This is a genomic window from Pikeienuella sp., assembly GCF_046290545.1.
Lineage (GTDB): Bacteria > Pseudomonadota > Alphaproteobacteria > Rhodobacterales > Rhodobacteraceae > Pikeienuella.
In genome coordinates, this window is sequence record NZ_JBKAGV010000004.1 from 156,366 (window position 1) to 182,218 (window position 25,853).

The window sequence follows — 25,853 nt, forward strand, 5'->3', positions numbered from 1 at the left end:
GGGTCAGCGGGCCAGAATGTCCCGTATCTCGGTCATGTTGGCGCGGGCGCGGAGCATCTTCTGCGCCATGGCGGAAAGGTGCGCAGGGGCGAAGAGCCCGTCCTCGTTGCCGTTCGAGACGATGAGCGGGGAGAGCACGGCGCCCTCCGCGATATGCGCCTCCATCCGGTCCCACACATCGGCGAGGTTGCGCTGCGCGATGACCTCCGCGAAGTCGATCCGCGCGGCCTGCAGCAGCCCGTGATAGGCGAACATCCGCCCGCGCGCCTCGTGGAACAGGTTATCCGCCTGGAAGTCGAAGACGCCGAGATTGTTGCCCGTCCCCTCCACGAACGCCTTCGTCGCCGGGTCCCAGGCGCGGCTGAGGCTGCGGCGGGAGATCTGCTCCACATTCGAGCCGAGATCGGTGGTGATCCGGTCCATCAGCTGGAAGAGATTGTCCGCCCGCGCGTCGAACAGCGCCTCGCAGGTCGCGAGGCGGCGGTTGTATTCGGCGAACTGGCCGATCGCGTTGCGATAGGAGGATGCGGCGGAGGTGGCGAGGAAGGGGAGCCGCGAGTCGAACGGGTTGACGAGCCAGGTCCGCTCGTCGAGCTGCAGGAGGCCGCGCGCCGCCTCGAGGTTCGGGTCGGCGCCCGAGGTGCCGCGGACGCGGCCGAGCGTGTCCGTCAGCTCGAGCGACATGCGCCGCGCGGCGGCGAGCGCGCCGCGCTGGAAGCTCGCCTTGTTGTCGAAGAAGGGCGTCGCCTCCCAGGAGAGGAGGCCGAACACGCCGATCTTGTATTGCGGGGTGGCCGGCGCCCAGTCGTTCCGGTTCACGAGGATGTCGACAAGGGCCTGCTGCATGACGACGACGCGGCTGATCTCGCAACTCTGCGCGCCCTCGACGGGCGCCGGCGCCGCCATCGCGGCGAGCGCCTGCTGCGGCCAGTCCATCTCGTTCCCGCGCGTGAAGCCGAAGCGCCAGATCATCGTCCCGAAATAGACGAGGATCAGGAGCATCAGGAGCGGGCGCAGGAAATAGGCGAAGCGGCGGAAGAAGCCGCGCCCTTCGAGATCGGCGCCGCGGCCCTTCCGCGTCAGCCGGTGAAAGCCGAAGAGGCCGCGCAGCCGGTCCCAGATCTCGACCAGGACGTCGAAGAATCGCACCATGCCCGCCTCTCGCCCGCTTCGTTTCTTTCGGGCCAGTATGGGCGGTGCCGGAGACGGGCGCAACGCGGCCCTCGGACGCCCCCGCGCTTGCCGCTTCCCCTCCGCCTCCCGGCGCCCTATCTGTGGACGAGGCGAGTTCTGTCCTTCCCGTGCCGGAACGTGAATCCTGCCGGCCGTAAAACTTCTCGCGGGAGCTGGCTCTGTGTTCGGCCCTGGCCTTATGCACCTGGCGCCCACCTGGTAAACCAGGCTCGCGAGGATCACAGACCCACGGTCGCGACGGGCTCGCCGCCCTGAGACAAGATCCGACAGGACGATCCCGCATGTACAAGCTCTACGGCTCCCCCGCCTCCCGCGCCGCCCGCGTCATGTGGGCGCTGGAGGAGATCGGCGCCCCCTACGAAATCGTCGCCGCCAAGCCGCACAGCGATGCGCTGAAGGCGGTCAATCCGCTCGGCAAGGTCCCCGCGCTCCTCGACGGGGAGACGGCGGTGTTCGATTCGACGGCGATCCTCCTCCACCTTGCGGACAAGCACGGGATGCTGACCTTCCCGGCCGGCTCCCCCGAACGATCCCGCCTGATGAGCGTCGTCTGCTTCCTGATCGACGATTTCGAGCAGCCGCTCTGGACGGCTGCGAAGCACAGCTTCATCCTGCCCGAGGCGCTCCGGGCGAAGGAGGCGATCCTCCCCGCCTGCCATCACGATTTCCGCAACGCCCTCGCCGCGCTCGCCGCGCTGCTCGGCGACGGGCCGTTCCTGATGGGCGAGACCTTCACCATCGCGGACATCATCGCCGGCCATCTCGGCGGCTGGGCGAAGGCGACGGGCTTTCCGGAGCCGGAGGGCGCGGTCGCCGACTACATGGCGCTGGTGCGCGCGCGGCCCGGCTGGCAGGCCGTCGCCAAGGCCCGCGCCGCCGCCGCGTGAGCGCGGGGCCGGACACGGTCCTGATCGAGGTCGTCGCCGTCTCCGGCTCCGCCCCGCGCGAGCCGGGAGCGGCGATGCTGGTGAGCGCTTCCGGCGAGACGGGGACTATTGGCGGCGGCGCGCTCGAATGGCTGGCCGTCGCCGCGGCGCGGGAGATGCTGGCGCGGGGCGAGGCGCAGCGGGAGATCGTCCAGCCGCTCGGCCCGGATATCGGCCAGTGCTGCGGCGGGCGGGTGACGTTGCGGCTGACCCGCGGCGCGCCGGCGCCGGAGCCCGCGCCGCGACCGGCGGCGCTGATCTTCGGAGCCGGGCATGTGGGCGCGGCGCTGGCGCGGGCGCTGGCGCCGCTGCCGCTCTCGCTCTCCGTGGTCGACGAGCGGGCCGCGCGGCTCGCGCCGCTCGCCGGGCTTTGCCGCATCGTGGAGACGGCGCTGCCGGAGGCGGAGGTCGCGGCGGCGCCGGCGGGGGCGGCCTTCGTCATCCTCACGCATGACCATGCGCTCGACTTCCTGATCGCAGAGGCCGCGCTCCGGCGCGGGGACGCGGCCCATGTCGGCATGATCGGCTCCGCCACGAAACGCGCCGTGCTGGCGGCGCGGCTCCGCGAGGCGGGGCTTTCCGATGCGGGGCTCGTCTGCCCGATCGGCGCCGCCGGGCCGCGGGACAAGCGGCCGGAGATCATCGCCCTCGCCGCCGCCGCGGAGGTCTCCGCGGCGCTTTTCGGGCGCTGAGCGGAAAGCCGACACGGAGCAACCGGCCGGGCGAAGGCGCCGCGCTCCCCCCGAGACTCTTGGCCCGTGCGACCAGCACGGGCCGCGGCCGCCCCTGCGGGGGGGCGGACGCATCGCGACGTTGGAAGTCGCCCGGACGTCGGAGTTCATGGCGAGATAAAGCGCCGCCGCTCCATCGTTTCGAAGCGTCCGCCAAGGGGCCGCCGCGGCCCTTCGCGCTCCGCTCGTGCGACAGGATCATATGGCCGCGACCACGTCCCCCGAATTCGCCCGGTCGGGCAGGGCGCGGAGCTTCGCCTCCATGCCCGCCCGGTCGAGCCAGTCCGTCTCCCAGACATGGCTTTCGCCCAGCGTGAGGCGGAAGCGGCGATAGCCGAGCGCCGCGGCGGCTTCGAGCGCCTCCAGCGCGGCGGGGCGGGCCATGGTCACGATCTCGAAGGAGAGCCGGGCGGGGGGCTCCGCGACCCCGCGCAGCACTTCGGCTTCGAACCCCTCCACGTCGATCTTCACGAAATCGGGTTGGCCATGCGCGACGGCGAGGGCGGCGACGGTCGTCACCTCCACATCCAGCGCATCGTCCCAGACCTGCCCCTCCCATCCCGGCGCGCCCGAAGCCGCCTCCGTGAAGCCGGCGGCGAGGGTGGAGACGGTGGGGTTCGCCGTGTTGAGCCGCAGCGTCGCCCGCCCCTGCGCCGCCCCGGCGCAGGCGCCGACGAGGCTCACCCCATCGTCCCGCCCGTGCATGAGGCGAAGCGCGCGGAGCATGAGCGGGTTCGGCTCCATCGCGACGACGCGGGCGCCGAGCGCGCGGAAGGCGCGCACCCGGTCCCCCGCATGGGCGCCGATATCGAAGACGAGCCGCGCCCCCGGCGCGACCTCCGGCAGGAAGGCGGCGAGGCTCAGGAGATGCGCCTCCGCCCGGTAGAGGCGGAGCGAGCGGAAGACTCCGCGAAGGGCGGGGGAGGGGGTGGACATGGGAGGGAAGTTGGCGATGCGCCGGTCCGCGTCAAGCGGAGAGGAGGAACCGGACGGCGGCGGAGACGCTTTCCTCGCGCCAGAGCACGTCCCGGTGGCCGAGGCCGGGCAGGGGATGGAGCCGGGCGTTGGGCAGGGTCGCGAGGCGTTCGGCCTCCCGATAGGCGATTTCGGAATCCTCCGGGGCGTGGAGGAGGAGGATTTCGGTCAGCTTCCCGGGCCAGATGAGGAGGCCGTCGAGCGCATCGAGGCTCATCCCCGCCGTTTCCTCCGTCAGCCGCTCGAAGGCGGCCTTGGCTCGCGCGGGGAGGGCGAAGGCGGCGGCGAAATCGTCCGTGACCGCGCGGAGCGTCGAGGGCGAGGCGATGCAGGCGAAGCGGCGCGGGGCGATTCCGTCCAGTGCGAGGAGCCCGGCGACGCCGCCGCCGAAGGAATGGGCGAGGAAGAAATCGGGCTTCGCGCCAAGGCTTTCGAGGAGCGCGGCGACGGCGCGGGCGGAGGCGGGCGCGTCCGTCTCCCGCCCCTCCGAGCCGCCATGGGCCGGCAGGTCCGGGATCAGGAGCGCATGGCCCGCTTCGCGAAGCGGCGGGACAAAGGCGGCCATGGCGCGCGCATCCGCCGTCCAGGCGTGGAGGAGGAGGGTGAGCGGCGCGCCTGGCGCGCCCGGAAAGCGGAGCGCGCGGAGGCGGCCCGAGGGCGTTTCGGCGAAGATCTCCTCGGCCCCCGCCAGCAGCGCCTCCGCCTCCGTCAGCATGGCGCGCTGGCCGCTGTCGAACCGGCGGGCGATGGCGGGGCGGCGGAAGACCCGGTGGGCGAGCCGCGCCGTCCGCTCCGGCGCGATACGGCTCGCGGCGCCCACGGCGAGGCGGAGCCAGAGCGGCGCGCCGCTCATCCCGCCGCGATGATCGAGAGGAAGGCGGGGCCGAAGCGCGCCGCCTTCGCCGGCCCCATGCCCTGGATCCGCTCCAGCGCCGCGAGGGAGCCCGGCCGCTCCTCCGCGATCTTCGCCAGCGTCGCCTGCGTGCAGGAGAGCGGCTTCTCCGTCCCGTCCGCGCCGCGGGCGAGGGCGATCTGCGCCTCGTGGAGCGCGTCCACGAGCGCGCCGGAGCCGTTCAGCGCGGCGCGGCGGCGGGCGGGATGGGCCGGCTCCTCCGGCGCGCCCCTGATCTCCGCGAGGAAGGCGGCGCCGTAGCGCGCGAGCTTCTGCGCGCCGACGCCGTGGCAGGCGGCGAATTCGTCCAGCGTCCTCGGCTTCCTCTCCGCCATGTCGATCAGCGACCGGTCGGAGAAGACGATATAGGCCGGCCCGCCCTGCTCCGCCGCCAGCCGGGCGCGGAGGGCGCGGAGGCGGGAGAAGAGCGCCTCGTCCTCCGCCCGCACCAGCGCGGCGGGGGCGGGCCGCGCGTCCCGCGCCTTCGGGCGGGCCGTCGCCTCCCTCAGTTCGAGCCGCCGCTCCCCGCGGAGGACGGGCCGCGCCGCCTCCGTCAGCATCCAGGCGCCGTGCCGCTCCTGATCGATGCGGACGAGGCCGAGGGCGTAGATCTGCCGCATCAGGCCGCGCCACCAGTCCTTCGAACGGTCGGCGCCCTTGCCCCAGAGCGCGAGCCGGTCATGCCCCGCCCGCGCGCTCTTCTCGCCCGGCTCCCCGCGAAGGACGGAGATGACATGGTCCTGCCCGTAGCGTTCCTCCGTCCGCCAGATGGCGGAGAGCGCGAGCTGCGCCGCCTCCGTCCCGTCGAAAAGGGGCGGCGGGGTCTGGCAGCAATCGCAATTGCCGCAGGGCGCGCTTTCCTCCCCGAAATAGGCGAGCAGCACCTGCCGGCGGCAGCGCGGCGCCTCCGCGAGGGCGAGGAGGGCGTCGAGCCTTGCATGGTCCGCGCGCTTCCGCTCCTCCGGCGCCGGGCTCTCCTCGATCCGCTGGCGGTTGAGGCGGATGTCGTCGAGGCCGTAGAGCGTCAGCGTCTCTGCCGGCGCGCCGTCCCGCCCGGCGCGGCCGATCTCCTGATAATAGCTCTCCACCGATTTCGGCAGGTCGGCGTGGACGACATAGCGGATGTCCGGCTTGTCCACGCCCATGCCGAAGGCGATGGTGGCGCACATCACCACCCCGTCCTCCCGCTGGAAGCGGTCCTGATTCTCCCGCCGCACGTCAGGGTCGAGCCCGGCATGATAGGGCAGGGCGGGGAGCCCGGCGGCGCGGAGGGCTTCCGCCAGCACCTCCGTCTTGTTGCGCGAGCCCGCATAGACGACGCCGGAGCGGCCCTTTCGCCGCGTCACGAAGTCGAGGAGCTGCTTTCTGGGCTGATCCTTCGGCGCGAAGGCGAGATGGATGTTCGGCCGGTCGAAGCCGCGGAGGAAGATGCGCGGCGGGCCGGCGAAGAGCTTCGCCGCGATCTCGCCCCGCGTCTCCTCGTCCGCCGTCGCGGTGAAGGCGGCGAGGGGCGGGTTGCCGAGCCGCTCGCGCAGCGCGCCGATCCTGAGATAATCGGGCCGGAAATCATGCCCCCACTGGCTGACGCAATGCGCCTCGTCCACCGCGATCAGCGTCACCCCGGCGCGGGCGAGGAGCGGGGCGGCGGCGCCGAGGCGTTCCGGCGCGAGGTAGAGGAGCTTCAGTTCGCCCGAATCGATCCCGGCGAAGACCTCCTCCGTCTCGTGCGGGTCGTTGGCGGAGGTGAGCGCCCCGGCCGGCGCGCCGATCCGGCGGAGCGCCTCCACCTGGTCCCGCATAAGCGCGATGAGCGGGGAGACGACGAGCGTCAGGCCGGGCCGGGCGAGGGCGGGAAGCTGGTAGCAGAGGGATTTGCCGCCCCCGGTCGGCATGATCGCCAGCACGTCCTCCCCCGCCATGACGGCGGAGATGATCTCCTCCTGCCCGGGGCGGAAATCGTCGAATCCGAAGGTGGAGCGGAGGAGGGCGCGGGCGGAATCCATGCGCCGGGTTTAGGGCGCGGGGGCGGGGCGGGGCAAGGCGCCGCGCGCCCGCCCTATCCGGCGGGGCAGCCGAGAATCTCCGCGGCCCCGCCATCCCCGATCAGCGTCAGCCGGATCGCGCCGCGGTCGATCCAGAGGCCGGGCTCCATCTCCATCGAGCCGGCGGCGACGATTTCCTCGCCTTCGATCCGCGCCTCCATCGGGCCGAACCAGAGGCCGTCCTGCCCCTCGGCGACGACGATCGGGGCCGAGGCCGGCGCCTCGTCCAGCGCGATGCGCGTCTCCAGCCGCCCGACGGCGGCTGTCTGGTCGAAGGCGCAGCGCGCCGCGCCGGAGGCCGGAGCCGGGGCCGCCTCCAGCGCCGCCTTCAGCGCCGCGGCTCCCGCCGGGGCGGCGCCGGGCGCGATCTCCAGCGAGAGGTCGGCGCGGGCGGGTATGCAGATATCCTCGCAAAGCCCGTAGAAGAGCGCGAGCGAGAGGCGGACGGGCCGAGACGGGTCCTCCGCCGCGATGCGCAGCGGCAGCGTCATCCGGTCCTTGTAGCCGATGGTCAGCATGTCGAAGGTGTGGAAGGCCACGGGCGCCGGCCAGATCACCTCGACCCCGGCGAGGTTCTCGGAACCCGACCAGTCGAAGCTCGGCGGGATGCCGGCCTCGCCCGGCTTCCGCCAATAGGTCTTCCACCCCGGCGCGAGATCGACGACGAGCCCGGCGAGGCGCAGCCCCTCCGCCTCCTCCCATCCCGCCACGAGGCGCGCCTCCGCCTTCGGGGGGGCGGCGTCGTCGAACAACCCCTGCGCGCCGGCGCTTGCGGCGGCGAAGAGGGAGAGGGCCGCGAGCCCGATCGCCGCGCGCTTCAGATTCGAATCGGTTTTCATGGGGCGACAATACCGCCCCGGCATGTTTCCGGGGCTCACATATCGGAGACGGCGGGCTTGATCCGCGGGCGGGCGCACCGCAATTTTCCGTCATGGACAGGATCGACGACGAGACGGGCGCGGAGGGGCTCAGCGGCAAGCTGCTGATCGCCATGCCGGGCATGGGCGACCCGCGGTTCGAGAAGACGGTCGTCTTCCTCTGCGCGCATTCGGAGGACGGGGCGCTCGGCCTCGTGGTCAACCGGCGGGCGGGCTCGGTGAAGCGGGAAGACCTTTTCCGCCAGCTGGAGATCGAGCCCGGCCCCGGCGCGGGCGGCGCGATCCATTACGGCGGGCCGGTCGAGACGGGCCGCGGCTTCGTGCTCCATTCGGCCGACTGGGGCGCGCCCGAGGCGACGCTGGAGGTGGACGGCTCCTATTCGATGACCGCGACGGTGGACGTGCTGAAGGCCATTGCGGCGGGGCAGGGGCCGCGCCGCTGCATGATCGCGCTCGGCTATTCCGGCTGGGGCGGCGGGCAGCTCGAAGGGGAGCTGAAGCAGAACGGCTGGCTCACCTGCGACGCCGACGAGGAGATCATCTTCGGCGCCGATGACGGGGTGAAATGGGCCGCCGCGCTCGCCAAGCTCGGGATCGACCCGGCCGCGCTCTCGGCCGTCGGCGGCACGGCCTGACGCCTCACGCGGGCGCGGAGCGGCGATCCGGCCGCAGGGCGGCGTAGAGCGCGTGGTCGCGCCAGCGCCCGGCGATCTGGAGATAGGCCTCCGCCGTTCCCTCAAGCCGGAACCCGGCCTTTTCGAGCAGCGCGCGGGAGGCCGCGTTTTCCGGCAGGCATCCGGCCTCCAACCGGCTCAGGTCGAGCTCGCGGAAGGCGAAGGCGCGGAGGGCGATGAGGGCTTCGAGCATGTAGCCGCGCCGCAGATGCGCCGCCGCCGTCCAGTAGCCGAGCGTGCCGGCCTGCGCCGGGCCGCGGCGCACATTGTCCAGCGTCACGGCGCCGACGAGCGCGCCGCTCTCCGCGAGGAAGATGAGGAAGGGCCAGGCCTGGCGCTTCCGGATCGCGGCGCGGGCCCAGCGCACGCGCTGCCGGAAGGCGCCGCGGGTGAGGTGGTCCGCCGCCCATGTCGGCTCCCAGGGGGCGAGATGCTCCCGGCTGTCGCGCCGTGCGTTCGCCCAGGCGGCATGGTCTTCGAGGCGCGGCGGGCGGAGGATCAGGCGCCCGGTCTCGATCCGGATCTCCCGCCCTTCGAAGAGCCCGAACATCCGTTCAGGCGGCGAGGCGGGCTTCGAAGGCGGCGAGGTCGGGCGCCCGCTTGACGGGCCCGTACCAGGCGAGGGCGGGGCGCCCGGCGGCGAGGCGGGCGGCGGCGGCGCGGATGTCCGCGACGCTCACCGCGTCGATCTTCTCCATCGTGCGGGCAAGGTCCGGCGCCTCGCCCCAGATCATCAGCGAGCGGGCCAGCCGCTCGGCGCGGGCCGACGGGCTTTCGAGGCCCATGACGATCCCGGCGCGGACCTGCGCGCGCGCCCGGTCCAGCTCCGCCTGGCTGAGGCCCTCGGCGGCGCCGCGGATCACGTCCGCCGTCAGCTCCGCGAGCGCCTTCGCCTCCGCGGCGCCGGTGCCGGCGTAGATCGTCAGGAGCCCCGAATCGAGGAAGGCGCCGGCCTGCGCGAAGATCGTGTAGCAGAGCCCGCGCTTCTCCCGCGCCTCCTGGAAGAGGCGGGAGGACATGCCGCCGCCGAGCGCGACGCTCATCAGCTGCGCGGCGTGATAGGTCTCGTCCTTCCAGGCGGGCGCCTCGAAGGCGATGGCCATGTGCGCCTGTTCGAGCTTCTTCACCTCCCGCCGCTCCCCGCCCAGATAGCGCGCGGCCTCCCCCGCCGGGGCGGGGCTGGGGGCGAGATGGCCGAAGCGCGTCTCCGCCTCCCGCACGATGGCGTCATGGTCGACGCCGCCCGCGGCGGAAAGGATCATCTGGTCGGGCGCGTAATGGCGGGCGACGAAGCCGCGGAGCTCCGCCTCGCCGAAGGCGCGCACCCGCTCCGCCGGGCCGAGAATCGGGCGGCCGAGCGGCTGGCCGGGATAGGCCGTCTCCTGCAGCCAGTCGAAGATCACGTCGTCCGGCGTGTCGAGCGCCTGGCCGATCTCCTGCAGGATCACGCCGCGTTCGAGCTCGATCTCCTCGGGCGCGAAGACGGGCTCGGTGAGGATGTCCGCGATGATGTCGAGCGCGAGGGAGGCGTCCTCCTTCAGGACGCGGGCGTAATAGGCCGTCGCCTCCCGGCTCGTATAGGCGTTGAGATGGCCGCCCACATCCTCGATCGCCTCCGCGATCTGGAGCGCGCTGCGCCGCGCCGTGCCCTTGAACGCCATGTGTTCGAGGAAATGGGCGACGCCGTTCTCCGCCTCCCCCTCGTTGCGCGACCCCGCCGCCACCCAGACCCCGACCGCGACAGAGCCGAGGCCCGGCATCGCCTCGGTGATGACGCGGAGCCCGTTGGGGAGCGTTGTGAGGCGGATGGTCATGCGCGGGACTTTCCTTCGATCAGCGCCTTCAGCGCCTCGATGTCGTTCGGGGCCACGGTAATGCGTTCCGGGCGCTCGTAAAGGTCCGCCATGCGGGGCGGCAGGGCGGGGCGGAGGCCGCTCGCCGCCTCCACCGCGTCGGGGAACTTCGCGGCATGGGCGGTGGCGAGCGCGACGGAGGGGCCGGGATGGGCGAGCGCGGCGCCGGCGCCGATGGCGCTGTGCGGGCAGAGAAGCTGCCCCGTCTCCCGGTGCAGCCGGCCGATGAGGGCGGAGACCTCCGCCTCGTCGAACCGGGCGGAGCCGAATCCGGCGCGGAGCGCGGCGAGCGCCTCCTGTGAAAGCGCGAACCCCGCCTCGTTCCCGCCGAGCCGCGCCATGAGGGCGGCGATCGCCGCGCCGTCGCGCCCGTAGAGGTCGAAGAGCAGCCGCTCGAAATTCGAGGAGACCTCGATGTCCATCGAGGGCGAGGAGGTGGGCGCGACGCCCCGCTTCTCGTGCAGGCCCGTCTCCACCGTCCGGTGCAGGATGTCGTTACGGTTGGTGGCGATGACGAGCCGGTCCACGGGCAGGCCCATCCGCTTCGCGACGTAGCCGGCGTAGATGTCCCCGAAATTGCCGGTCGGCACGGCGAAGGAGAGGGCGCGGCCGGGCGCGCCGAGGGCGATGGCGGCGGTGAAGTAATAGACGGCCTGCGCCAGCACCCGCGCCCAGTTGATCGAGTTGACGGCGGCGAGGCGCATCCTGTCCCGCCACTCATGGTCGTTGAACATGGCCTTCACGGCGGCCTGGCAGGCGTCGAAATCCCCCTCCACGGCGATGGCGTGGACGTTGGGCTCCGCCGGCGTGGTCATCTGCCGGCGCTGCACCTCGGAGACGCGGCCATGCGGATAGAGGATGAAGCAATCGGCGACGGCGGAGCCGCGGAAGGCCTCGATCGCGGCGGAGCCGGTGTCGCCCGAAGTGGCGCCGACGATCGTCACCCGCTCCCCCTTCCGGGCGAGCGCGGCCTCGAAGAGCCGCCCTATGAGCTGCATCGCCACGTCCTTGAAGGCGAGGGTCGGGCCGTGATGGAGTTCGAGCAGGAAGGTCTCCTCCCCGATCTGGACGAGCGGCGCGCGGAGCCGGTGGCCGAAGCCGGAATAGGCGGCGTCGATCAGGCCGCGGAACTCCGGGTCGGAGAAGGCGCCGCCGATGAAGGGGCGCATCACGCGGAACGCGACCTCCTCATAGGGCGCGCCGGCCAGCGCCGCGATCTCTTCCCGCGGCATCGTCGGCCAGCTTTCGGGAACGTAGAGCCCGCCGTCGCGCGCGAGGCCCGAAAGCATCGCCGCTTCGAAGTCGAGCGGCGCGCCGCCGCCGCGTGTGGAGATGTAGCGCATGGGTGACCGTCCGCTCTCGGGATCGCGGCGGTATAGCGGCGCATTCCGGCCGGAACAACGCGAAAGGCGGAGGGCGACAGCCGGCGGGCGGTGACCTTTGTCACGGAGACGGCGCGGGACAACCGGCTCGTGATCTCCGTCAACCATCGGTCACGGCGCGGCTTTCAATCGCGTACGGGCTCGCCATGTGCGTGAAGCGCGAGAGACAGCGCCTGAAGGGAGACGAAGATGGCGACCGAAAGCTTTAGCCTCAACTTCGAGCATATCAGCGTCAAATATGAAAAGACTTCCGACGACTCGTTCGACTTCAAGGCGACGGGGCGGGCGGGCGAGCAGATCGATATGAAAGACGGGCTCATCAGCAGCATGAGCGCCGGCGTCGTCGGTGATGGAGGGCAAGCGTCCGCCGAGGTGGTGCGCGAAGCGGGCCTCCAGAGCGACGGGGAACTCGTCCAGGCCTCGGTCGAGCCCGGCGCGGACGATTTCCTGTTCTGAGCCTGAGGCTCAGATCGGCGGCGGCGGGGGCGGCGGATTGGCCGGAATGGCGCTCCGCCGCGCCATCCAGGGATGATGCGCGCCGAGCCGGCCCATCGTCTTTTCCGCGGCATAGCGCCGGCCGAGCCGAATCTCGATCTGCGCGCGCCCCGCAAGCGCCCCGAAATGCCGCGGCTCGCGCCGCAACACGGCGTCGATGTCGGCGAGGGAGCCGTAAGGGTCCCCCAACAGGAATTTCGCGAAGGCGAGCTGGTTCCACGCCTCGGCGAAGCCGGGATGCGTCTCGATCAGTTTTTCGAGGATGATCCGGGCGGAAACCGCATCGCCCGCGCGGATCGCGGCGGAGGCGGCGGCGAGGCGGGCGGTCGCGTCCTCGTCCGGCCCGATGAACCAGATCGACCAGATTTCGGCCTCGGCCTTCTGAGCCGCGTTCTCGTCCGGCGCGGCGGAGAGGTCGGCGAAGGCCTCGTCGAGCAGGACCGCCCGGTCGGCCTCCGCGATCTGCGCCGCGGCGGGCGCGGCGAAGAGAACGGCGAGGAGGAGAAGGATCGCGCGCATCCCGGCAGAAAATCCCGCCGCGCCGCTTCGATCAAGCCTCCTCGCCGTTTCGTGAGCGCTCAGGCGGCCAGCGCGCCCGTTTCGTCGTCCGGTTGCGGAGCCCTGTCCCGGGGCGCGGCGGCCGGCTCGGCCTCGTCGCTCCGGAAGTAGCTGATCGTGTCGCGGAGCGCCGCGCTCCGCTCCGCGAGCCCGCCGGAGAGGGAGACGGCCTGGTCCGCCATCGCCGCGTTGCGGCCGAGCACGCCTTCCAGCTCCAGCACCGCCTTGCCGATCTGGTCCGCCCCGATCTCCTGCTCGCGCGCCGCGGCGGCGATGTCGCGGACCAGTTCCGCCGTGCGCGCGATCTCCGGGGCGAGCGATTCGAGCCGCTTTCCGGCCTCGCCGGAGACCGTGACCGTCTTCCGCGAGAGATCCCCGATCTCGGCGGCGGCGACGCGGCTCCGCTCGGCCAGTTTCCGGACCTCGGAAGCGACGACCGCGAAGCCGCGGCCCATCTCCCCCGCCCGCGCCGCCTCGACGGCCGCGTTGAGGGCGAGGAGGTCCGTCTGCCGGGCGATTTCCTGCACGACGGTGATTCGCTCGGCGATGGTGGTCATCGCCGCGATGGCTTCGGACACGGTCGCGCCGGTGACGCGGGCCTGCTCGGCGGCGCCGGTCGCGATGCCCTCGGTCTCCCGCGCGTGCTCCGACGTGCGGCGGATCGTGGCGCCGACCTCCTCGACCGCGGCGGAGGCTTCGTGGACGGCCGCCGCCTGGCGGTGCGCCGCGTCGCGAAGCTCGGAGCCGAGCGAGGCCATGTCGCCGCTCATGTCCGCGACGGAGCCCGCGCTCTCCCCCGCCACCGCGAGGACGCCGGTGAGCCGCCCGCTCATGTCGCCGAGCGCGCCGCCGAGCCGGTCCCCGGCGGCGGCCTTTTGAGCCGTCGCCGTGAGATCGCCGCCGGCGATCCGCTCCGCCATGCGGGCGCTGCGGTCGATCGTCTCGCGAAGGGCGGCGAGGGCGCGCATGGCGACGCCGATCTCGTCCTTCCGGTCGAGATGCGGCAGGTCGCCGGCCTCGCCGCTCGCCACTTTCGGGGCGGCCTCGCCGAGGTCGCGGAACGGGCGGAAGATCATCCGCTCGAAGAGGGCCAGAAGCAGAAGCGTGACGACGAGCGCGCTTGCGGCCGCGAGGCCGAGCCGCGCGGGCAGGCCCGCGATCTCCGTCGCCATCGCCCGCTCGAGGCTCCAGCGCGTGACGAGCGCGCCGACGACCTCGTTGTCCTTGCCGAACCGCACCGCCTGCCCGCCGAGCATCGTTGCGAGATCGAAGCCGGGTTCGGCGCCGGAGAGCAGGGTCGCCGCTCTTTCCGCCGCGCCGCTCTCGGCGGCGCCCTCGGGGAAGGCCGCGATCAGCGCGCCCTCCTTGCCATAGAAGAAGAGCGCCTCCACCTCTCCGTCCGATCCTTCGAGGAGAGCGCCGGCCGGGCCGCCGAGCGCGTCGGCCTTGCCGAAGCGGACCGCGCCCGCCGCATTTTCCGCGAGAAGGCCTTCGAGCACGTCGGCGCGCGCCGCCGTGGCCTGCTTCGCAGCCGAGAGGCCGAGAAAGACGGCGCCGCCGATCACCGTTCCGGACGTCGCCAGGATGCCCGCCGCAAGGGCGAGGGCGATTTTCTGCCTGAGCGTCATGCAATGGTCCTCCGTGCGCCCGGAAAGCTCCGGGCGCCGCTGGGCTTCAGACGAATGCGGTTGAGGTTATTCGAGCGCTTCGACGTTCACGCCGAAGGTCGCCGCGCCGACGGGCTGGCCCGTCGCCGGATCGACGATCGCGACGCTGATCTGGCTCTGGTAGGTCTGGGTCGACTCGTCGAGCTCGATGTCGCTGATGTCCATCGCATCCGGGCCGACGGCGTAGGTGAGGCTCCACTTGTCCTCGTCGCCCTGCCAGTAATCCGAGGTCGTGTCGGACATGGCGACGTTGAGGCCGCGATTGTCCATCACGAAGATCTCGGTGTAGAGCCCGCCGCCCGCCTCGACCATGTCGCGGAGAAGCGCGGAGACGGCGTGATCCGCCACCGGCGAGATCGTCGGCGTCGAGCCCGCGCCGACCTCGGCGCGCCAGGCCTTGTCCATCGCGTCGATATCGGCCTGCGTCAGCCCTTCATGCCGGGCGTTCTGCTCGACGATCGCGGCGATGATCGCCGGGTCCTGCACGAGCGCGCGCACCTTCGTCTCGGCGAGGTCGCGGAGCGGGCCCTCGAACTCGTTCGCGGCCGCGGGCGCGGCGGCGAGGAGCACGGGGATGAGAATGCACTTGGCCTTGAACATTGTCTCTCTCCTTATCTGCGCGCCCCGGACACATCACGAAACCATCGGGGCGCCGCTGCCATTAACCTCGGTGAGAGACCTTTCGAAGCTGTCAACGCGGCGTGACGGGGCGTGTAAAATTCCACCGTCGGGGAGGGGCCGCTACCCTTTCGGCCGGCTCTTGCCCCGATAGACCCGCGTGCCCGCCTTCCCGGCCTGCGAGCGGCCCTTCGCGCGTTCGGGCGCAGCGGCGGCCTCGACCGCCGATTGCCGGGCGAGGGGATCTTCCGCCACGGCCAGCTCCACCGCCTCAAGCCGGCGCACCTCGTCCCTCAGCCGCGCCGCCTCCTCGAATTCGAGGTTCTCGGCGGCCTTCATCATGTCCTTCCTGAGCGCGTCGAGATGCGCCTTCAGGTTGCCGCCGACCATCGCCTTGCCCTTGCCGATGTCGGGCGTGACATGGTCGCGCTCGTAGACGCTGCCGAGGATGTCCCCGATCTTCGACTTGATGCTCTCGGGCGTGATGCCGTGCGCGGCGTTGTAGGCGAGCTGCTTCTCCCGCCTCCGGTCCGTCTCCCGCATCGCGCGCTCCATCGAGCCGGTGACGCGGTCCGCATACATGATGACGCGCCCGTCCACGTTCCGCGCGGCGCGGCCGATGGTCTGCACCAGCGAGGTCTCGGAGCGGAGGAACCCCTCCTTGTCCGCGTCGAGAATCGCCACAAGCGCGCATTCGGGGATATCGAGCCCCTCGCGCAGCAGGTTGATGCCGACGAGCACGTCGAAGGCGCCGAGCCGAAGGTCCCGCAGGATCTCGATCCGCTCCAGCGTGTCGATGTCCGAATGCATGTAGCGAACGCGGACGGACTGCTCGTGGAGATATTCGGTCAGGTCCTCCGCCATGCGCTTCGTCAGCACGGTGACGAGGCTGCGATAGCCGGCCAGCGCCACGCGCTTCACTTCGTCGAGAAGGTCGTCCACCTGCGTCTCGACCGGGCGGACCTCCACCGGCGGGTCGATGAGTCCGGTCGGGCGGATGATCTGCTCCGCGAAGACGCCGCCCGTCCGCTCCAGCTCCCAGCCCCCCGGCGTCGCGGAGACGAAGACGGATTGCGGGCGCATCGCGTCCCATTCCTCGAACTTCAGGGGGCGGTTGTCCATGCAGGAGGGCAGGCGGAAACCGTGCTCCGCCAGCGTCATCTTGCGCCGGAAGTCGCCCTTGTACATCGCGCCGAGCTGGGGGACGGAGACATGGCTCTCGTCCGCGAAGACGATGGCGTTGTCGGGGATGTATTCGAAGAGCGTGGGCGGCGGCTCGCCCGGCTTCCGGCCGGTGAGGTAGCGGCTGTAATTCTCGATCCCGGCGCAGGAGCCGGTCGATTCCATCATCTCCACGTCGAAATTCGTGCGCTGCTCCAGCCGCTGCGCCTCGAGGAGCCGCCCTTCGGCGATGAGCTGGTCGAGCCGCGTCTGCAGCTCCGCCTTGATCTGCTTGATCGCCTGGTTGAGCGTCGGCCGCGGGGTGACGTAATGCGAATTGGCGTAGATGCGCACGCGGTCCAGCTTGCCCGTCTTCTCCCCCGTCAGCGGGTCGAATTCCGAGATCGCCTCAAGCTCGTCGCCGAAGAAGGCGAAGCGGAGCGCGCGGTCCTCCATATGGGCGGGCCAGAGGTCCACCGTGTCGCCCTTCACGCGGAAGGAGCCGCGCTGGAAACCCGCATCGTTCCGCCGGTATTGCTGCGCGACAAGCTCGCGGATCACGTCCCGGATGACGTAGCTTTCCCCCGCCTTCAGGTCCTGCGTCATCGCCCCGTAGGTCTCGACCGCGCCGATGCCGTAGATGCAGGAGACGGAGGCGACGATCACCACGTCGTCCCGTTCGAGCAGGGCGCGGGTGGCGGAATGGCGCATCCGGTCGATCTGCTCGTTGATCTGCGCCTCCTTCTCTATGTAGGTGTCGGAACGCGGAACGTAGGCCTCCGGCTGGTAATAATCATAGTAGGAAACGAAATACTCGACCGCGTTGTTCGGGAAGAACGACTTGAACTCGCCATAGAGCTGCGCCGCCAGCGTCTTGTTCGGGGCGAGGATGATGGCGGGGCGCTGCGTCGCCTCGATCACCTTCGCCATCGTGTAGGTCTTGCCCGTGCCGGTCGCGCCGAGCAGCACCTGGTCCTGCTCCCCGGCGAGGACGCCCGCCGCAAGCTCCGCGATCGCCGCCGGCTGGTCCCCCGCCGGCTGGAACGGCGTCTCCATCACGATGCGGACGCCGCCCTCCAGCTTCTCGCGGCGGCGGGGCAGGGGAACGGTGACGAGGGTGTCGACGGTCATGGGCGCGCCTTTCCTGACCGCTCTACCTAGGCCCCGTGACAGGATGCGGCAACAGGCCCGCGCCCCGTTTTCCTTGCGCGCCGCGCGCCGTTCCCGCATAAGCGGGGCGTCGACAACCAGCCCGAGGCCGCCCATGCTCGCCCGCATCTTCCAGCCCGCGAAGACCGCCATGCAGTCCGGCCAGGCGAAGCGGGAATGGACGCTGGAATTCGACCAGGCCCAGGCCAAGCGGATCGACCCGCTGATGGGCTGGACCGGGTCGGGGGACATGAACGGCCAGGTCCGCCTCCGGTTCGAGACGAAGGAGGCTGCCGTCGCCTATGCCGAGACGCACGGCCTCGCCTATCGCGTCGAGGAGCCGAAGCGGCGCGCGCCGGTCATCAAGCCGGGCGGATATGGCGGCAATTTCGCACATGACCGCCGGGGCTCCTGGACCCATTGAGGCCCCGCGCCCCCTCCGGCCCCGTAGCTCAACCGGATAGAGCAAGGACCTTCTAAGTCCGAGGTTGCAGGTTCGAGTCCTGCCGGGGCCGCCACCGCGTCGGCGCGGCTTTCAGCCCTTCAGGCGCGCCGCCGATTCGGTGATCGCGTCATACTGGCCGTAGGGCCGGTAGGCGTAGAGATATTCGCCCACCACGCTCTCCACCCCCGTCGGCTCGATGCCGAGATCGGCGAAGCCCTTCGCGCCTTCGGAGACGACATTGTCCCCCCGCAGGAGCGAGACCTGGTCCCGCGTGATCTGCCTGTTGGCGAGCACGCCGAGCGTGATTCCCTGGATCGTGTCGAGCACGGAGGCCATGATCTTCGCGGCGAAGAAGGGGACGGGGAGGAGGAGGCGACGGCGCCGCGTCTCCTTCAGCATCAGCTCCATCAGCGCGCGGAACGTGTAGGCCTCGGGGCCGCCGAGCTCATAGAGGCCGGGCGCCGCCGCGCCCTCGGCGCCGCGGGCGGCGGCCTCGGCCACGTCGTCGACATAGACCGGCTGGAACCGCGTCTCCGCCCCGATGAGCGGCACGACGGGGGAAAGGCGGGCCATCGCGGCGAAGCGGTTGAAGAACTGGTCCTCCCGCCCGAAGATGATGGAGGGGCGAAGGATCACGGCGTTCGGGAACGCCTCCCGCACCGCCGCCTCGCCCGCCGCCTTTGTGCGGGCGTAGGCGCTTTCCGAATTCGCGTCCGCGCCGATGGCGGAGATGTGGACGAGCCGCGCCGCGCCGCATTCCGCCGCGAGCCGGGCGATGCGCGCCGCGCCTTCGGCCTGCACGCCGTCGAACCGCTGCCGGCTGTCCTGATAGAGGATGCCGACGCAGTTGATCACCGCGGTCGCGCCCTCCATGGCGCGGCGGGTCGAGGCGTCGTCCCGGATATTGGCCTGGATCGGCTCGACCTGCCCGACATCGCCATAGGGCCGCACGAAGATCGCCTCGTTCGGCCGGCGGACGGCGACGCGCACGCGCCAGCCGCGCTTCGCCATGCGCCGGGCGATGTAGCGGCCGACGAAGCCGGAGCCCCCGAAGATCGCCACGATCGGCGCGGATGCAGCTGTCATCTCTCCGTCCCTTCGCAGGTGCGTTGCCGCGTCATGTAGTGCGAGGGGGCCGAAAGGCTCAAGCCCTCGCGTTGACGCGCCGCCGCCGCCGCGGCAGGCTTCCCGGCGAAACGGAGGGGCCATGACGCGCATCGTGGGGATCGGGCACAATGACGGGCCGTCGCTGGACGGCGGGCGCGGCTTTCGCCGCTACGCCTGGAAGAAGGCGCGGAAAGAGCTGATCGGCGCCCGCGTCCCCGTGGAGATCGTGCGGCTGCGGGTGCGCCGGGCGCAGGCGCTCGGCCTCGCCTATCCGCAATACGCCTCCATCCTGCTCGGCTCGGGGCGGGACATAACGGGCTTTCTCTTCACCGTCGGCGGGCTCCAGCTGCGGCTGGCGCGGGAGCTGGAGGCGGCGCCGGCGGTGGCGGAGAAGCTGCGGCGGCTCGAAGGGGCCGGGCGGCTCGCGCTCTCCCCGCCCGAGGAGCCGGCGGAGGCGTTCCGCGCCGAGCTCGAGGCCGCGACCGGCGCGCGGATCGAGGCCGCAGCCCCGGCGCCGGAGCGGGGCGCCTCCTGGGGCCTCGCGCGCGCCCGCATCCTCGCAGCGCTCGCGCCGCTGCGCCTGCCGCGCGACGCGGTGGTGATGATCGGCGAGGGCGAGGAGGAAGAGCGCTGGGCCGAGGCCGCGCGGCTCGCCCGCTTCCTGCCCGGGGAGGCTTATTTCGGGGCGCGGCAGGGGGCCGGCGCCCCCCGTTGACAGCCTTCCGCGCCCGGCGTAAACGGCGCTCTCGCCCCAGTTGCCCAGGTGGCGGAATTGGTAGACGCGCCAGCTTCAGGTGCTGGTGTCCGTATGGACGTGGAGGTTCGAGTCCTCTCCTGGGCACCAAGCGCCGGCGGCGGGGCGGAGGGCCGGATGGCGATTCACGTTCACATCGACGACCTGCCGGAGGGGCTCGACCTCGGGCCCGTCGTCGCCATCGACACCGAGACGATGGGCCTTCAACCGCATCGGGACCGTCTCTGCCTCGTCCAGCTTTCGGCGGGGGACGGGGACGCGCATCTCGTGCGCATCCGGCCGGGCGGCGCCCCCGCGCCGCGGCTGACGGCGATGCTGGCCGATCCGGGAACGCTCAAGCTCTTCCATTTCGGCCGGTTCGACATCGCGGTGATGGCGAATCGCTTCGGCGTCGCCGCGCGCCCCGTCTGGTGCACCAAGATCGCCTCCAAGCTGGTGCGCACCTATACCGACCGGCACGGGCTGAAGGCGCTGACGCAGGAATTGCTCGGCGTCGACCTCTCGAAACAGCAGCAATCGAGCGACTGGGGCGCGGAGGCGCTGACCGAGGCGCAGCAGTCCTACGCCGCCTCCGACGTGCTCCATCTCCATGCGCTGAAGGCGGAGCTGGAGCGCCGCCTCGCGCGCGAGCGGCGGGAGGCGCTGGCCGCCGCCGCCTTCGCCTATCTGCCCGACCGCGCCCTCCTGGACCTCGCCGGGTGGGACGGGGTGGACATCTTCAGCCATGAATGAGCCGATGCCGAGGCTGGACGAAGCGGACCGGGAGGCGACGATCGCCGCCGGGCGGCGCGTCCTCGCGCTCGAAGGCGCGGCGCTGACGGGCTTTTCCGAGACGCTGGGCGCCGCCTTCGCCGAGGCGGTGGAGCTTCTGATCGCGGCGCCGGGGCGGATCGTCGTCTGCGGCATCGGCAAGTCCGGCCATGTCGCGCGGAAGGTGGCGGCGACCTTCGCCTCCACCGGCGCGCCGGCCCAGTTCCTGCACGCCTCCGAGGCGGCGCATGGCGACCTCGGCATGCTGACGGCGCGGGACGTGGCGCTCGTCCTCTCCAATTCGGGGGAGACGGCGGAGCTTGCGCCCGTCATCTCCTACGCCGCGCGCCGGCGCATCCCGCTGATCGGCGTCGCAAGCCGGCCCGAGAGCGCGCTCCTGAAGGCGGCGGATGTCGCGCTCCTCCTGCCGCGGGCGGAGGAGGCCTGCCCCGCCGGGCTCGCGCCCACGACCTCGACGACGCTGACGATGGCGCTGGGGGATGCGCTGGCCGTCGCGCTGATGGAGCGGCGCGGCTTCACGCCGGAGATGTTCCGGGAGTTCCACCCCGGCGGCGCGCTCGGCGCCCGGCTAGTGAAGGTATCCGACATCATGCACCGCGGGCGGGAGATGCCGCTGGTGCGCGAGACGACGCCGATGCGCGAGACGCTGATCGAAATGACCTCGAAAGGCTTCGGCATCGCCGGGGTGACGGACGAAGCGGGCCGGCTCGTCGGCGTCATCACCGACGGGGACCTCCGGCGCAACATGGAGCGGCTGCTCGATTGCGCGGCGGGCGACGTGGCGACGCGGCGCCCGGCGACGATCGCGCCGGACATGCTCGTCTCCGCCGCCGTGGGCCGGATGAACGACCCGGAACGGCCCCTCACCTGCCTCTTCGTCGTCGACCCCGAGGACGAGGCCGGCGCGCCGGCGGGCGTCCTGCACATGCACGATGCGCTGCGCGCCGGGGTGACGTGAGGGAGGCGGGCCGGCGGCGGCTCGTCATGGGCCTGAAGATCGCCCTGCCGCTCTTCGCGCTCGCCGTGTTCGCCTCGCTCTTCATCTTTTCCAGCGCCCGGTTCGACGGGCGGATCAGCTTCGACGGGGTGGACCTTTCCGCGCTCGACGAAGGGCTGAAGATCGCCAATCCCCGCTTCACCGGCGCGACGAAGCGGGGCGAGCCCTTTACCGTCTCCGCCGCCTCCGCGACGCCGGACGGGCCGCGGCCCGAGCGGGTCGGGCTCGAAGCGGCGGAGGCGCGGATCGACCTTGAGAACGGGCGCGCCGTCACCGCCTCGGCGGCCTCGGGCGTGCTTCTGCCGCGCGAGGATCGCGTCGAGCTTTCCGGCGGCGTCAGGGTCGAGACCTCGGACGGCTATGCGCTCGCGGCGGAAGAGGCGCGGCTCGACCTCGGGGCCGAGCGGCTCGACGCCTCCGGCGGGGTCTCCGCCGAGGGGCCGTTCGGGCGCATCGTGGCGAAGCGGCTCCGCGCGGAACGGGCGCCGGATGGCGATGGCGCCTACATCTGGTTCGAGGAAGCGGTTAAGGTCCGCATCGACAGCGCGGCGATGGCGGCTGAGCGGGGTTAGGGAGGCGAGATGAGGTTCGGGTTCGGCCGCGCGGCGGCGATGGCCTTCATGCTGGCGGCGGCCGGCGCGGCGGCGCAATCCTCGGGGCCCTTCGGCGGCTTCCGCCATGACCGGACGCTGCCGATCGAGATCGCGGCGGACAGCCTCGAAGTGCGCGAGGGCGAGAAGATCGCGATCTTCCGCGGCGGCGTCGTCGCCGGGCAGGGGACGCTCCGGCTGACCGCGGACGAGCTGGAGGTGAATTACGGCGAGGGCGGCGGCGAGACGGGGCAGATCCGGCGGATCGAGGCGCGCGGCTCCGTCTTCCTCGCCAACGGGGCGGAGACGGCGGCGGGCGACTACGCGGAATACGACGTGGCCGCCGGGCGGATCGCCATGAGCGGCGGCGTGACGCTCACGCAGGGCGGCAACGCGGTGAAGGGCGCGACCCTCGCCATCGACCTCAATACCGGGCAGGGCAAGGTGGAGGGCGGCGGCGGCCGCGTTCAGAGCGTCTTCACCCCGGCGCCGCAGGCCCCGGCGGACTGAAGCGTGAACCGGGAAGCGCCGCCCCCGGCAGAAGCGCGCGCGTCCCACGCCGCGCCGGGCCTCGTCGTGCGCGGGCTCGTGAAGGCCTATCGCGGGCGGCAGGTCGTCCGCGGCGTCGATCTCGAATTGCGGCGGGGCGAGGCGGTGGGCCTCCTCGGCCCGAACGGCGCGGGAAAGACGACGACCTTCTACATGATCACCGGTCTCGTGACGCCGGATAACGGGCGCATCGAGATCGACGGGCGCGACGTGACGCGCCTGCCGATGTACCGGCGCGCCCGGCTCGGCATCGGCTATCTGCCGCAGGAAGCCTCGATCTTTCGCGGGCTTACGGTGGAGAAGAACCTCCTCGCCGTGCTCGAACTCTCGACCCCGGACCGGAAGGAGCGGATGGCGCGGCTCGATTCGCTCCTTGAGGAATTCGCGGTGGAGCGCCTCCGCCACGCGCCCGCCACCTCGCTTTCGGGCGGCGAGCGGCGGCGGGTGGAGATCGCGCGCTGCCTCGCCTCCAACCCCGCCTTCGTGCTGCTGGACGAACCCTTCGCCGGCGTCGATCCGATCGCGGTCTCGGATATCCGCACTCTCGTCAAACATCTGAAAGATCGCGATATCGGGGTCTTGATCACGGACCACAATGTGCGGGAAACTCTGGAGATCATCGATCGGGCATACATCTTGCATGACGGGCTCGTCCTGATGAGCGGAACGCCGGAAGACGTGGTGCGGGACGAAGCCGTGCGCCGGGTCTATCTGGGCGAGGGCTTCCGGATCTGAAGCGCGGCTTCGCCCGCTTCCGGCCGGTCGGAAAGAAGCCGGGGGCTGGGAATGAAGATCGGGCCGCGCCTCGAGATCAGACAGCGCCAGCAGCTGGTGATGACGCCCCAGCTGCAGCAGGCGATTCGTCTGCTCCAGATGTCCGGCCTCGATGTCGCCGCCTATCTCTCCGAGGAGGCCGAGAAGAACCCGCTCCTGCACATCGACGAGGGCGGCGGCGAGGCGGCCGCTTCGCCCGGCGGCGATGCGGCGGAAGGGGTGGACCGCGCCATCGCGCGCGAGGATCCGGGCGCCGCCGAGCAGATCTTCGAGACGGGCCGGGACAATCTCTATGAAGGCGCCGAATCCCGGACGACGGACGAATCCGGCCTCTGGGGCCCGGGCGGCGGCGGCCGGGACGGCGGGGGGGGCGGCGCGACCGATCCGTTCGAGGAGAGTTTCGCGGAGCGGACGGCGGCGACGACGACGCTGCGCGACCACCTCCTCCCGCAGATCGCGCTTTTCGCCGCGCGGCCGGCGGCGCGGGCCCTCGCGTCCCTGCTCGTGGACGAGCTGGACGACGCCGGCTATCTCCGCGCCGATCTCGACGATCTCGCCGCCCGGCTCGGCGCCCGGGGCGATCTCGTCGCCGAGGCGCTGGCCGCGCTGCAGGCCTGCGACCCGGCGGGGATCGGCGCGCGGGACCTTCGCGAATGCCTCGCGCTGCAATTGCGGGAGCGGAACCGGCTGGACCCGGCGATGGAGGCGCTGCTCGCGCGGCTCGACGATCTCGCCGCCGCCCGGATGGACCGGCTGCGCGCGGCCTGCGGCGTCGACGACGAGGATCTCGCGGAGATGATCGCCGAGATACGGCGGCTCGACCCGCGGCCGGGCTCCGCCTTCTCCGGCGGCCTCGCCGCGACGGTGACGCCGGACGTCTTCGTCCGCCGCGCGCCGGATGGCGGCTGGGCCGTCGAGCTGAACGCGGACGCGCTCCCGCGCCTGCTGCTGGACCGTCGCTACGCCGTCAGCCTCGCGGCGGAGGGCGGGGCCGAGACGCGCGCCTATCTCGCCGAGTGCCGCCAGAATGCGGACTGGCTGCTCCGCGCGCTCGACCAGCGGGCGCGGACGATCCTGAAGGTGGCGACGGAGATCGTCCGCCTCCAGTCCGGCTTCTTCGAGAACGGCGTCTCCGCCCTTTCGCCGATGACGCTGCGCGCGGTGGCGGAGCGGATCGAGATGCACGAATCAACCGTGAGTCGCGTCACCGCCAACAAATACCTCTCCTGCGCGCGCGGGGCCTTCGAGCTGAAGTTCTTCTTCACCCAGGCGATCGCCGCGGCCGACGGGGGCGACGCCGTCTCGGCCGCCGCTGTGCGGCACAGCATCCGGTCGCTGATCGAGGCGGAGGATGCGGCGCGGCCGCTCTCGGACGACAGGATCGTCACGCTTCTGAAACAAAACGGCGTCGATATTGCGCGGCGGACGGTCGCGAAATACCGTGAAGGCATGAGCATCCCGTCCTCGGCGCAGCGCAAACGGATGAAGGCGAACGCCTTGGTCCGTTGAAGGCGTGCGCCCGGGCGGGTCGGTTGACTCGGTCGGGAGCCCCCCATAGGTATCCGCCTCCCGGCGGGCCCGGGGGCGAAGCGCGGAGCGGAACATGCGGATTCAGGTGACAGGCCGTCAGATCGACATCGGGGACGCCCTCCGCGCCCATGTGGAGACGGAACTTCTCGCCGCAGTCTCGAAATACGCCGATGTCGTGATCGACGCCGAGGTCACCTTCAGCCGCGACGCCCACAGCTACCGCGCCGACGCGGTGGTGAAGCTCGCCCGCGGGTTGACGGCGAACGCCTCCGACAAGGCGAACGAGATCTACGCGGCCTTCGACGGCGTCTCCGAGAAGATCGAGAAGCAGGTGCGCCGCTACAAGCGCCGCCTGACCCAGCATCGCGGCGAGGCGGCGGGGGAGATCCCGGCCGCCGCCTATGTCATCGCCCAGGCGACCGACGAGGACGAGCATGTCGAGACGCTCAACCCCGTCGTCATCGCGGAGACCAAGACGCGCCTCCGCTCCCTCACCGTCGGCGAGGCGGTGATGCAGATGGAGCTGGAGAACGCGCCGTTCCTGATGTTCCGCAACGATGCGCATGGCCGGCTCAACGTCGTCTTCCGCCGGGAAGACGGGAACATCGGCTGGATCGACCCTGACGACAAGGCGGCCTGAAACAGGCGCTGGCGAAATCCGGAGGCCGATATGGACCTGAAGGACATTCTCTCGCCCGGCGCGCTTCAGCCCGCGCTGAACGCGACGAGCAAGAAGCACCTGATGCAGGAACTCTCCCAGCGCGCGGCGGATTCCTACGGGCTGGACGCGCGGGGGGCGTTCGAGGCGCTGCTGGAGCGGGAGCGGCTGGGCTCCACCGGCATGGGCCGCGGCGTCGCCATCCCGCATGCCCGGATCGAGGGGCTGGACCGTGTGGTGGGCGTCTTCGCGCGCCTGCAGAAGCCGCTCGACTACGACGCGGCGGACGGGGAGCCGGTGGACCTCGTCTTCGCCCTCTTCGCGCCGGGCGAGGCGGGGGCGGATCATCTCCGCGCCCTCGCCCGCATCTCCCGCTCCCTGCGGGACGCTTCGGTCTGCGCCAAGGTTCGGGGGGCGGACGGGGCGACGGCGATCTACGCCGTCCTCACCAACCCGGTGGATTCGAAGGCGGCCTGAGGCCGC

27 protein-coding genes and 2 tRNA genes are annotated in these 25,853 nt (G+C 71.7%); 16 read left to right on the forward strand and 13 right to left on the reverse strand.

Going from position 1 to position 25,853, the window contains the following annotated elements; translation table 11 throughout:
- Window positions 1-3 precede the first annotated feature (3 nt).
- The gene (locus tag ACE37J_RS01565) at window positions 4-1,152 is read right to left on the reverse strand and encodes a DUF2333 family protein (RefSeq protein ID WP_409705975.1); all 1,149 of its coding nucleotides are present in this window, start codon (window positions 1,150-1,152) and stop codon (window positions 4-6) included.
- 323 nt (window positions 1,153-1,475) lie between these two features.
- On the opposite strand from ACE37J_RS01565, the gene ACE37J_RS01570 reads away from it, so the two are divergent.
- The gene (locus tag ACE37J_RS01570) at window positions 1,476-2,081 is read left to right on the forward strand and encodes a glutathione S-transferase family protein (RefSeq protein ID WP_409705978.1); all 606 of its coding nucleotides are present in this window, start codon (window positions 1,476-1,478) and stop codon (window positions 2,079-2,081) included.
- Window positions 2,078-2,812, forward strand: coding sequence for a xanthine dehydrogenase accessory protein XdhC (gene xdhC, locus ACE37J_RS01575; protein WP_409705981.1), 735 nt, complete (start codon window positions 2,078-2,080; stop codon window positions 2,810-2,812). Before ACE37J_RS01570 ends, xdhC begins: the two co-directional genes overlap by 4 nt.
- A 237-nt stretch (window positions 2,813-3,049) precedes the next feature.
- On the opposite strand, the gene ACE37J_RS01580 is transcribed toward xdhC, so the two are convergent.
- Genes ACE37J_RS01580 through ACE37J_RS01595 form a run of 4 tightly spaced genes read right to left on the reverse strand, consistent with a single transcriptional unit; the run spans window position 3,050 to window position 7,599 of the window.
- Window positions 3,050-3,787, reverse strand: coding sequence for an FkbM family methyltransferase (locus tag ACE37J_RS01580; RefSeq protein WP_409705984.1), 738 nt, complete (start codon window positions 3,785-3,787; stop codon window positions 3,050-3,052).
- A 31-nt stretch (window positions 3,788-3,818) separates the two neighbouring features.
- Window positions 3,819-4,679 carry an alpha/beta fold hydrolase gene (locus ACE37J_RS01585; RefSeq protein ID WP_409705987.1) on the reverse strand — a complete coding sequence of 287 codons (861 nt, stop codon included), beginning with the start codon at window positions 4,677-4,679 and terminating at the stop codon, window positions 3,819-3,821.
- Window positions 4,676-6,721: a DNA helicase RecQ gene (recQ, locus tag ACE37J_RS01590; protein WP_409705990.1), complete on the reverse strand. Its 2,046-nt coding sequence runs from the start codon at window positions 6,719-6,721 to the stop codon at window positions 4,676-4,678. Before recQ ends, ACE37J_RS01585 begins: the two co-directional genes overlap by 4 nt.
- A gap of 53 nt (window positions 6,722-6,774) precedes the next feature.
- Window positions 6,775-7,599, reverse strand: a complete 825-nt coding sequence (locus tag ACE37J_RS01595) for a protein-disulfide reductase DsbD domain-containing protein (RefSeq protein ID WP_409705993.1) — start codon at window positions 7,597-7,599, stop codon at window positions 6,775-6,777.
- A gap of 92 nt (window positions 7,600-7,691) precedes the next feature.
- Here ACE37J_RS01595 and ACE37J_RS01600 point away from each other — a divergent pair, with 92 nt between their 5' ends.
- The gene (locus ACE37J_RS01600; RefSeq protein ID WP_409705996.1) at window positions 7,692-8,273 is read left to right on the forward strand and encodes a YqgE/AlgH family protein; all 582 of its coding nucleotides are present in this window, start codon (window positions 7,692-7,694) and stop codon (window positions 8,271-8,273) included.
- Between the two features lie 4 nt (window positions 8,274-8,277).
- On the opposite strand, the gene ACE37J_RS01605 is transcribed toward ACE37J_RS01600, so the two are convergent.
- The 3 genes from ACE37J_RS01605 to thrC are packed head-to-tail and all read right to left on the reverse strand — an operon-like array spanning window position 8,278 to window position 11,508.
- The gene (locus ACE37J_RS01605; protein WP_409705999.1) at window positions 8,278-8,862 is read right to left on the reverse strand and encodes a GNAT family N-acetyltransferase; all 585 of its coding nucleotides are present in this window, start codon (window positions 8,860-8,862) and stop codon (window positions 8,278-8,280) included.
- Between the two features lie 4 nt (window positions 8,863-8,866).
- On the reverse strand, window positions 8,867-10,126 hold the full coding sequence (locus ACE37J_RS01610; RefSeq protein ID WP_409706002.1) for a M16 family metallopeptidase: 1,260 nt from the start codon (window positions 10,124-10,126) through the stop codon (window positions 8,867-8,869).
- Window positions 10,123-11,508 (reverse strand): threonine synthase, encoded by a 1,386-nt coding sequence (gene thrC, locus ACE37J_RS01615; RefSeq protein ID WP_409706005.1) that lies wholly within the window; start codon window positions 11,506-11,508, stop codon window positions 10,123-10,125. Before thrC ends, ACE37J_RS01610 begins: the two co-directional genes overlap by 4 nt.
- 228 nt (window positions 11,509-11,736) lie before the next feature.
- On the opposite strand from thrC, the gene ACE37J_RS01620 reads away from it, so the two are divergent.
- On the forward strand, window positions 11,737-12,003 hold the full coding sequence (locus tag ACE37J_RS01620; RefSeq protein ID WP_409706008.1) for a hypothetical protein: 267 nt from the start codon (window positions 11,737-11,739) through the stop codon (window positions 12,001-12,003).
- Between the two features lie 9 nt (window positions 12,004-12,012).
- Here the strand turns inward: ACE37J_RS01620 and ACE37J_RS01625 are convergent, their stop codons facing one another.
- The 4 genes from ACE37J_RS01625 to uvrB form a co-directional block, all read right to left on the reverse strand.
- On the reverse strand, window positions 12,013-12,561 hold the full coding sequence (locus ACE37J_RS01625; protein ID WP_409706011.1) for a tetratricopeptide repeat protein: 549 nt from the start codon (window positions 12,559-12,561) through the stop codon (window positions 12,013-12,015).
- A gap of 59 nt (window positions 12,562-12,620) precedes the next feature.
- A complete protein-coding gene (locus ACE37J_RS01630) occupies window positions 12,621-14,228 on the reverse strand; it encodes a methyl-accepting chemotaxis protein (RefSeq protein WP_409706014.1) in 1,608 nt (535 codons plus the stop codon).
- Between the two features lie 66 nt (window positions 14,229-14,294).
- The gene (locus ACE37J_RS01635) at window positions 14,295-14,867 is read right to left on the reverse strand and encodes a hypothetical protein (RefSeq protein ID WP_409706017.1); all 573 of its coding nucleotides are present in this window, start codon (window positions 14,865-14,867) and stop codon (window positions 14,295-14,297) included.
- A 141-nt stretch (window positions 14,868-15,008) separates the two neighbouring features.
- Window positions 15,009-17,177, reverse strand: coding sequence for an excinuclease ABC subunit UvrB (gene uvrB, locus ACE37J_RS01640; protein ID WP_409706021.1), 2,169 nt, complete (start codon window positions 17,175-17,177; stop codon window positions 15,009-15,011).
- Between the two features lie 133 nt (window positions 17,178-17,310).
- Between uvrB and ACE37J_RS01645 the strand changes: the two genes are divergently transcribed.
- Both ACE37J_RS01645 and ACE37J_RS01650 read left to right on the forward strand, forming a co-directional pair.
- Window positions 17,311-17,619, forward strand: a complete 309-nt coding sequence (locus tag ACE37J_RS01645) for an ETC complex I subunit (RefSeq protein ID WP_409706024.1) — start codon at window positions 17,311-17,313, stop codon at window positions 17,617-17,619.
- 17 nt (window positions 17,620-17,636) lie between these two features.
- A tRNA-Arg gene (locus tag ACE37J_RS01650) sits at window positions 17,637-17,713 on the forward strand.
- 17 nt (window positions 17,714-17,730) lie between these two features.
- On the opposite strand, the gene ACE37J_RS01655 is transcribed toward ACE37J_RS01650, so the two are convergent.
- The gene (locus ACE37J_RS01655) at window positions 17,731-18,726 is read right to left on the reverse strand and encodes a complex I NDUFA9 subunit family protein (RefSeq protein WP_409706026.1); all 996 of its coding nucleotides are present in this window, start codon (window positions 18,724-18,726) and stop codon (window positions 17,731-17,733) included.
- Window positions 18,727-18,847: 121 nt separating this feature from the next.
- Between ACE37J_RS01655 and ACE37J_RS01660 the strand changes: the two genes are divergently transcribed.
- The 10 genes from ACE37J_RS01660 to ptsN all read left to right on the forward strand — a co-directional run bounded on the left by ACE37J_RS01660 (window position 18,848) and on the right by ptsN (window position 25,847).
- A complete protein-coding gene (locus ACE37J_RS01660) occupies window positions 18,848-19,462 on the forward strand; it encodes a hypothetical protein (protein WP_409706029.1) in 615 nt (204 codons plus the stop codon).
- A 42-nt stretch (window positions 19,463-19,504) separates the two neighbouring features.
- Window positions 19,505-19,591, forward strand: a tRNA-Leu gene (locus tag ACE37J_RS01665).
- 27 nt (window positions 19,592-19,618) lie between these two features.
- Window positions 19,619-20,233, forward strand: coding sequence for a ribonuclease D (locus ACE37J_RS01670; RefSeq protein ID WP_409706032.1), 615 nt, complete (start codon window positions 19,619-19,621; stop codon window positions 20,231-20,233).
- A 4-nt stretch (window positions 20,234-20,237) separates the two neighbouring features.
- Window positions 20,238-21,230, forward strand: a complete 993-nt coding sequence (locus tag ACE37J_RS01675) for an SIS domain-containing protein (RefSeq protein WP_409706035.1) — start codon at window positions 20,238-20,240, stop codon at window positions 21,228-21,230.
- A complete protein-coding gene (locus ACE37J_RS01680; protein WP_409706038.1) occupies window positions 21,227-21,841 on the forward strand; it encodes a hypothetical protein in 615 nt (204 codons plus the stop codon). Before ACE37J_RS01675 ends, ACE37J_RS01680 begins: the two co-directional genes overlap by 4 nt.
- Window positions 21,842-21,850: 9 nt before the next feature.
- Window positions 21,851-22,369 carry a lipopolysaccharide transport periplasmic protein LptA gene (lptA, locus tag ACE37J_RS01685; protein ID WP_409706041.1) on the forward strand — a complete coding sequence of 173 codons (519 nt, stop codon included), beginning with the start codon at window positions 21,851-21,853 and terminating at the stop codon, window positions 22,367-22,369.
- Between the two features lie 3 nt (window positions 22,370-22,372).
- Window positions 22,373-23,143: an LPS export ABC transporter ATP-binding protein gene (lptB, locus tag ACE37J_RS01690; protein WP_409706044.1), complete on the forward strand. Its 771-nt coding sequence runs from the start codon at window positions 22,373-22,375 to the stop codon at window positions 23,141-23,143.
- 51 nt (window positions 23,144-23,194) lie between these two features.
- Window positions 23,195-24,691, forward strand: coding sequence for an RNA polymerase factor sigma-54 (gene rpoN / locus ACE37J_RS01695; RefSeq protein WP_409706047.1), 1,497 nt, complete (start codon window positions 23,195-23,197; stop codon window positions 24,689-24,691).
- Between the two features lie 94 nt (window positions 24,692-24,785).
- Window positions 24,786-25,352, forward strand: a complete 567-nt coding sequence (gene hpf / locus ACE37J_RS01700; protein ID WP_409706050.1) for a ribosome hibernation-promoting factor, HPF/YfiA family — start codon at window positions 24,786-24,788, stop codon at window positions 25,350-25,352.
- A 30-nt stretch (window positions 25,353-25,382) separates the two neighbouring features.
- The gene (gene ptsN, locus ACE37J_RS01705) at window positions 25,383-25,847 is read left to right on the forward strand and encodes a PTS IIA-like nitrogen regulatory protein PtsN (RefSeq protein WP_409706053.1); all 465 of its coding nucleotides are present in this window, start codon (window positions 25,383-25,385) and stop codon (window positions 25,845-25,847) included.
- Window positions 25,848-25,853: the final 6 nt, after the last annotated feature.

What these genes read in the sequence shown, in the direction of transcription:
- lptA (WP_409706041.1), top strand. Translation starts at nt 21,851, where the DNA reads ATGAGGTTCGGGTTCGGCCGCGCGGCGGCGATGGCCTTCATGCTGGCG.
- thrC (WP_409706005.1), bottom strand. Translation starts at nt 11,508, where the DNA reads ATGCGCTACATCTCCACACGCGGCGGCGGCGCGCCGCTCGACTTCGAA.
- ACE37J_RS01585 (WP_409705987.1), bottom strand. Translation starts at nt 4,679, where the DNA reads ATGAGCGGCGCGCCGCTCTGGCTCCGCCTCGCCGTGGGCGCCGCGAGC.
- rpoN (WP_409706047.1), top strand. Translation starts at nt 23,195, where the DNA reads ATGAAGATCGGGCCGCGCCTCGAGATCAGACAGCGCCAGCAGCTGGTG.
- ACE37J_RS01625 (WP_409706011.1), bottom strand. Translation starts at nt 12,561, where the DNA reads ATGCGCGCGATCCTTCTCCTCCTCGCCGTTCTCTTCGCCGCGCCCGCC.
- ACE37J_RS01580 (WP_409705984.1), bottom strand. Translation starts at nt 3,787, where the DNA reads ATGTCCACCCCCTCCCCCGCCCTTCGCGGAGTCTTCCGCTCGCTCCGC.
- ACE37J_RS01620 (WP_409706008.1), top strand. Translation starts at nt 11,737, where the DNA reads ATGGCGACCGAAAGCTTTAGCCTCAACTTCGAGCATATCAGCGTCAAA.
- ACE37J_RS01675 (WP_409706035.1), top strand. Translation starts at nt 20,238, where the DNA reads ATGCCGAGGCTGGACGAAGCGGACCGGGAGGCGACGATCGCCGCCGGG.
- recQ (WP_409705990.1), bottom strand. Translation starts at nt 6,721, where the DNA reads ATGGATTCCGCCCGCGCCCTCCTCCGCTCCACCTTCGGATTCGACGAT.
- ACE37J_RS01565 (WP_409705975.1), bottom strand. Translation starts at nt 1,152, where the DNA reads ATGGTGCGATTCTTCGACGTCCTGGTCGAGATCTGGGACCGGCTGCGC.
- ACE37J_RS01670 (WP_409706032.1), top strand. Translation starts at nt 19,619, where the DNA reads ATGGCGATTCACGTTCACATCGACGACCTGCCGGAGGGGCTCGACCTC.
- ACE37J_RS01610 (WP_409706002.1), bottom strand. Translation starts at nt 10,126, where the DNA reads ATGACCATCCGCCTCACAACGCTCCCCAACGGGCTCCGCGTCATCACC.
- ACE37J_RS01635 (WP_409706017.1), bottom strand. Translation starts at nt 14,867, where the DNA reads ATGTTCAAGGCCAAGTGCATTCTCATCCCCGTGCTCCTCGCCGCCGCG.
- uvrB (WP_409706021.1), bottom strand. Translation starts at nt 17,177, where the DNA reads ATGACCGTCGACACCCTCGTCACCGTTCCCCTGCCCCGCCGCCGCGAG.
- ACE37J_RS01595 (WP_409705993.1), bottom strand. Translation starts at nt 7,599, where the DNA reads ATGAAAACCGATTCGAATCTGAAGCGCGCGGCGATCGGGCTCGCGGCC.
- ACE37J_RS01645 (WP_409706024.1), top strand. Translation starts at nt 17,311, where the DNA reads ATGCTCGCCCGCATCTTCCAGCCCGCGAAGACCGCCATGCAGTCCGGC.
- ACE37J_RS01600 (WP_409705996.1), top strand. Translation starts at nt 7,692, where the DNA reads ATGGACAGGATCGACGACGAGACGGGCGCGGAGGGGCTCAGCGGCAAG.
- ptsN (WP_409706053.1), top strand. Translation starts at nt 25,383, where the DNA reads ATGGACCTGAAGGACATTCTCTCGCCCGGCGCGCTTCAGCCCGCGCTG.
- hpf (WP_409706050.1), top strand. Translation starts at nt 24,786, where the DNA reads ATGCGGATTCAGGTGACAGGCCGTCAGATCGACATCGGGGACGCCCTC.
- ACE37J_RS01660 (WP_409706029.1), top strand. Translation starts at nt 18,848, where the DNA reads ATGACGCGCATCGTGGGGATCGGGCACAATGACGGGCCGTCGCTGGAC.
- ACE37J_RS01630 (WP_409706014.1), bottom strand. Translation starts at nt 14,228, where the DNA reads ATGACGCTCAGGCAGAAAATCGCCCTCGCCCTTGCGGCGGGCATCCTG.
- ACE37J_RS01570 (WP_409705978.1), top strand. Translation starts at nt 1,476, where the DNA reads ATGTACAAGCTCTACGGCTCCCCCGCCTCCCGCGCCGCCCGCGTCATG.
- ACE37J_RS01605 (WP_409705999.1), bottom strand. Translation starts at nt 8,862, where the DNA reads ATGTTCGGGCTCTTCGAAGGGCGGGAGATCCGGATCGAGACCGGGCGC.
- ACE37J_RS01655 (WP_409706026.1), bottom strand. Translation starts at nt 18,726, where the DNA reads ATGACAGCTGCATCCGCGCCGATCGTGGCGATCTTCGGGGGCTCCGGC.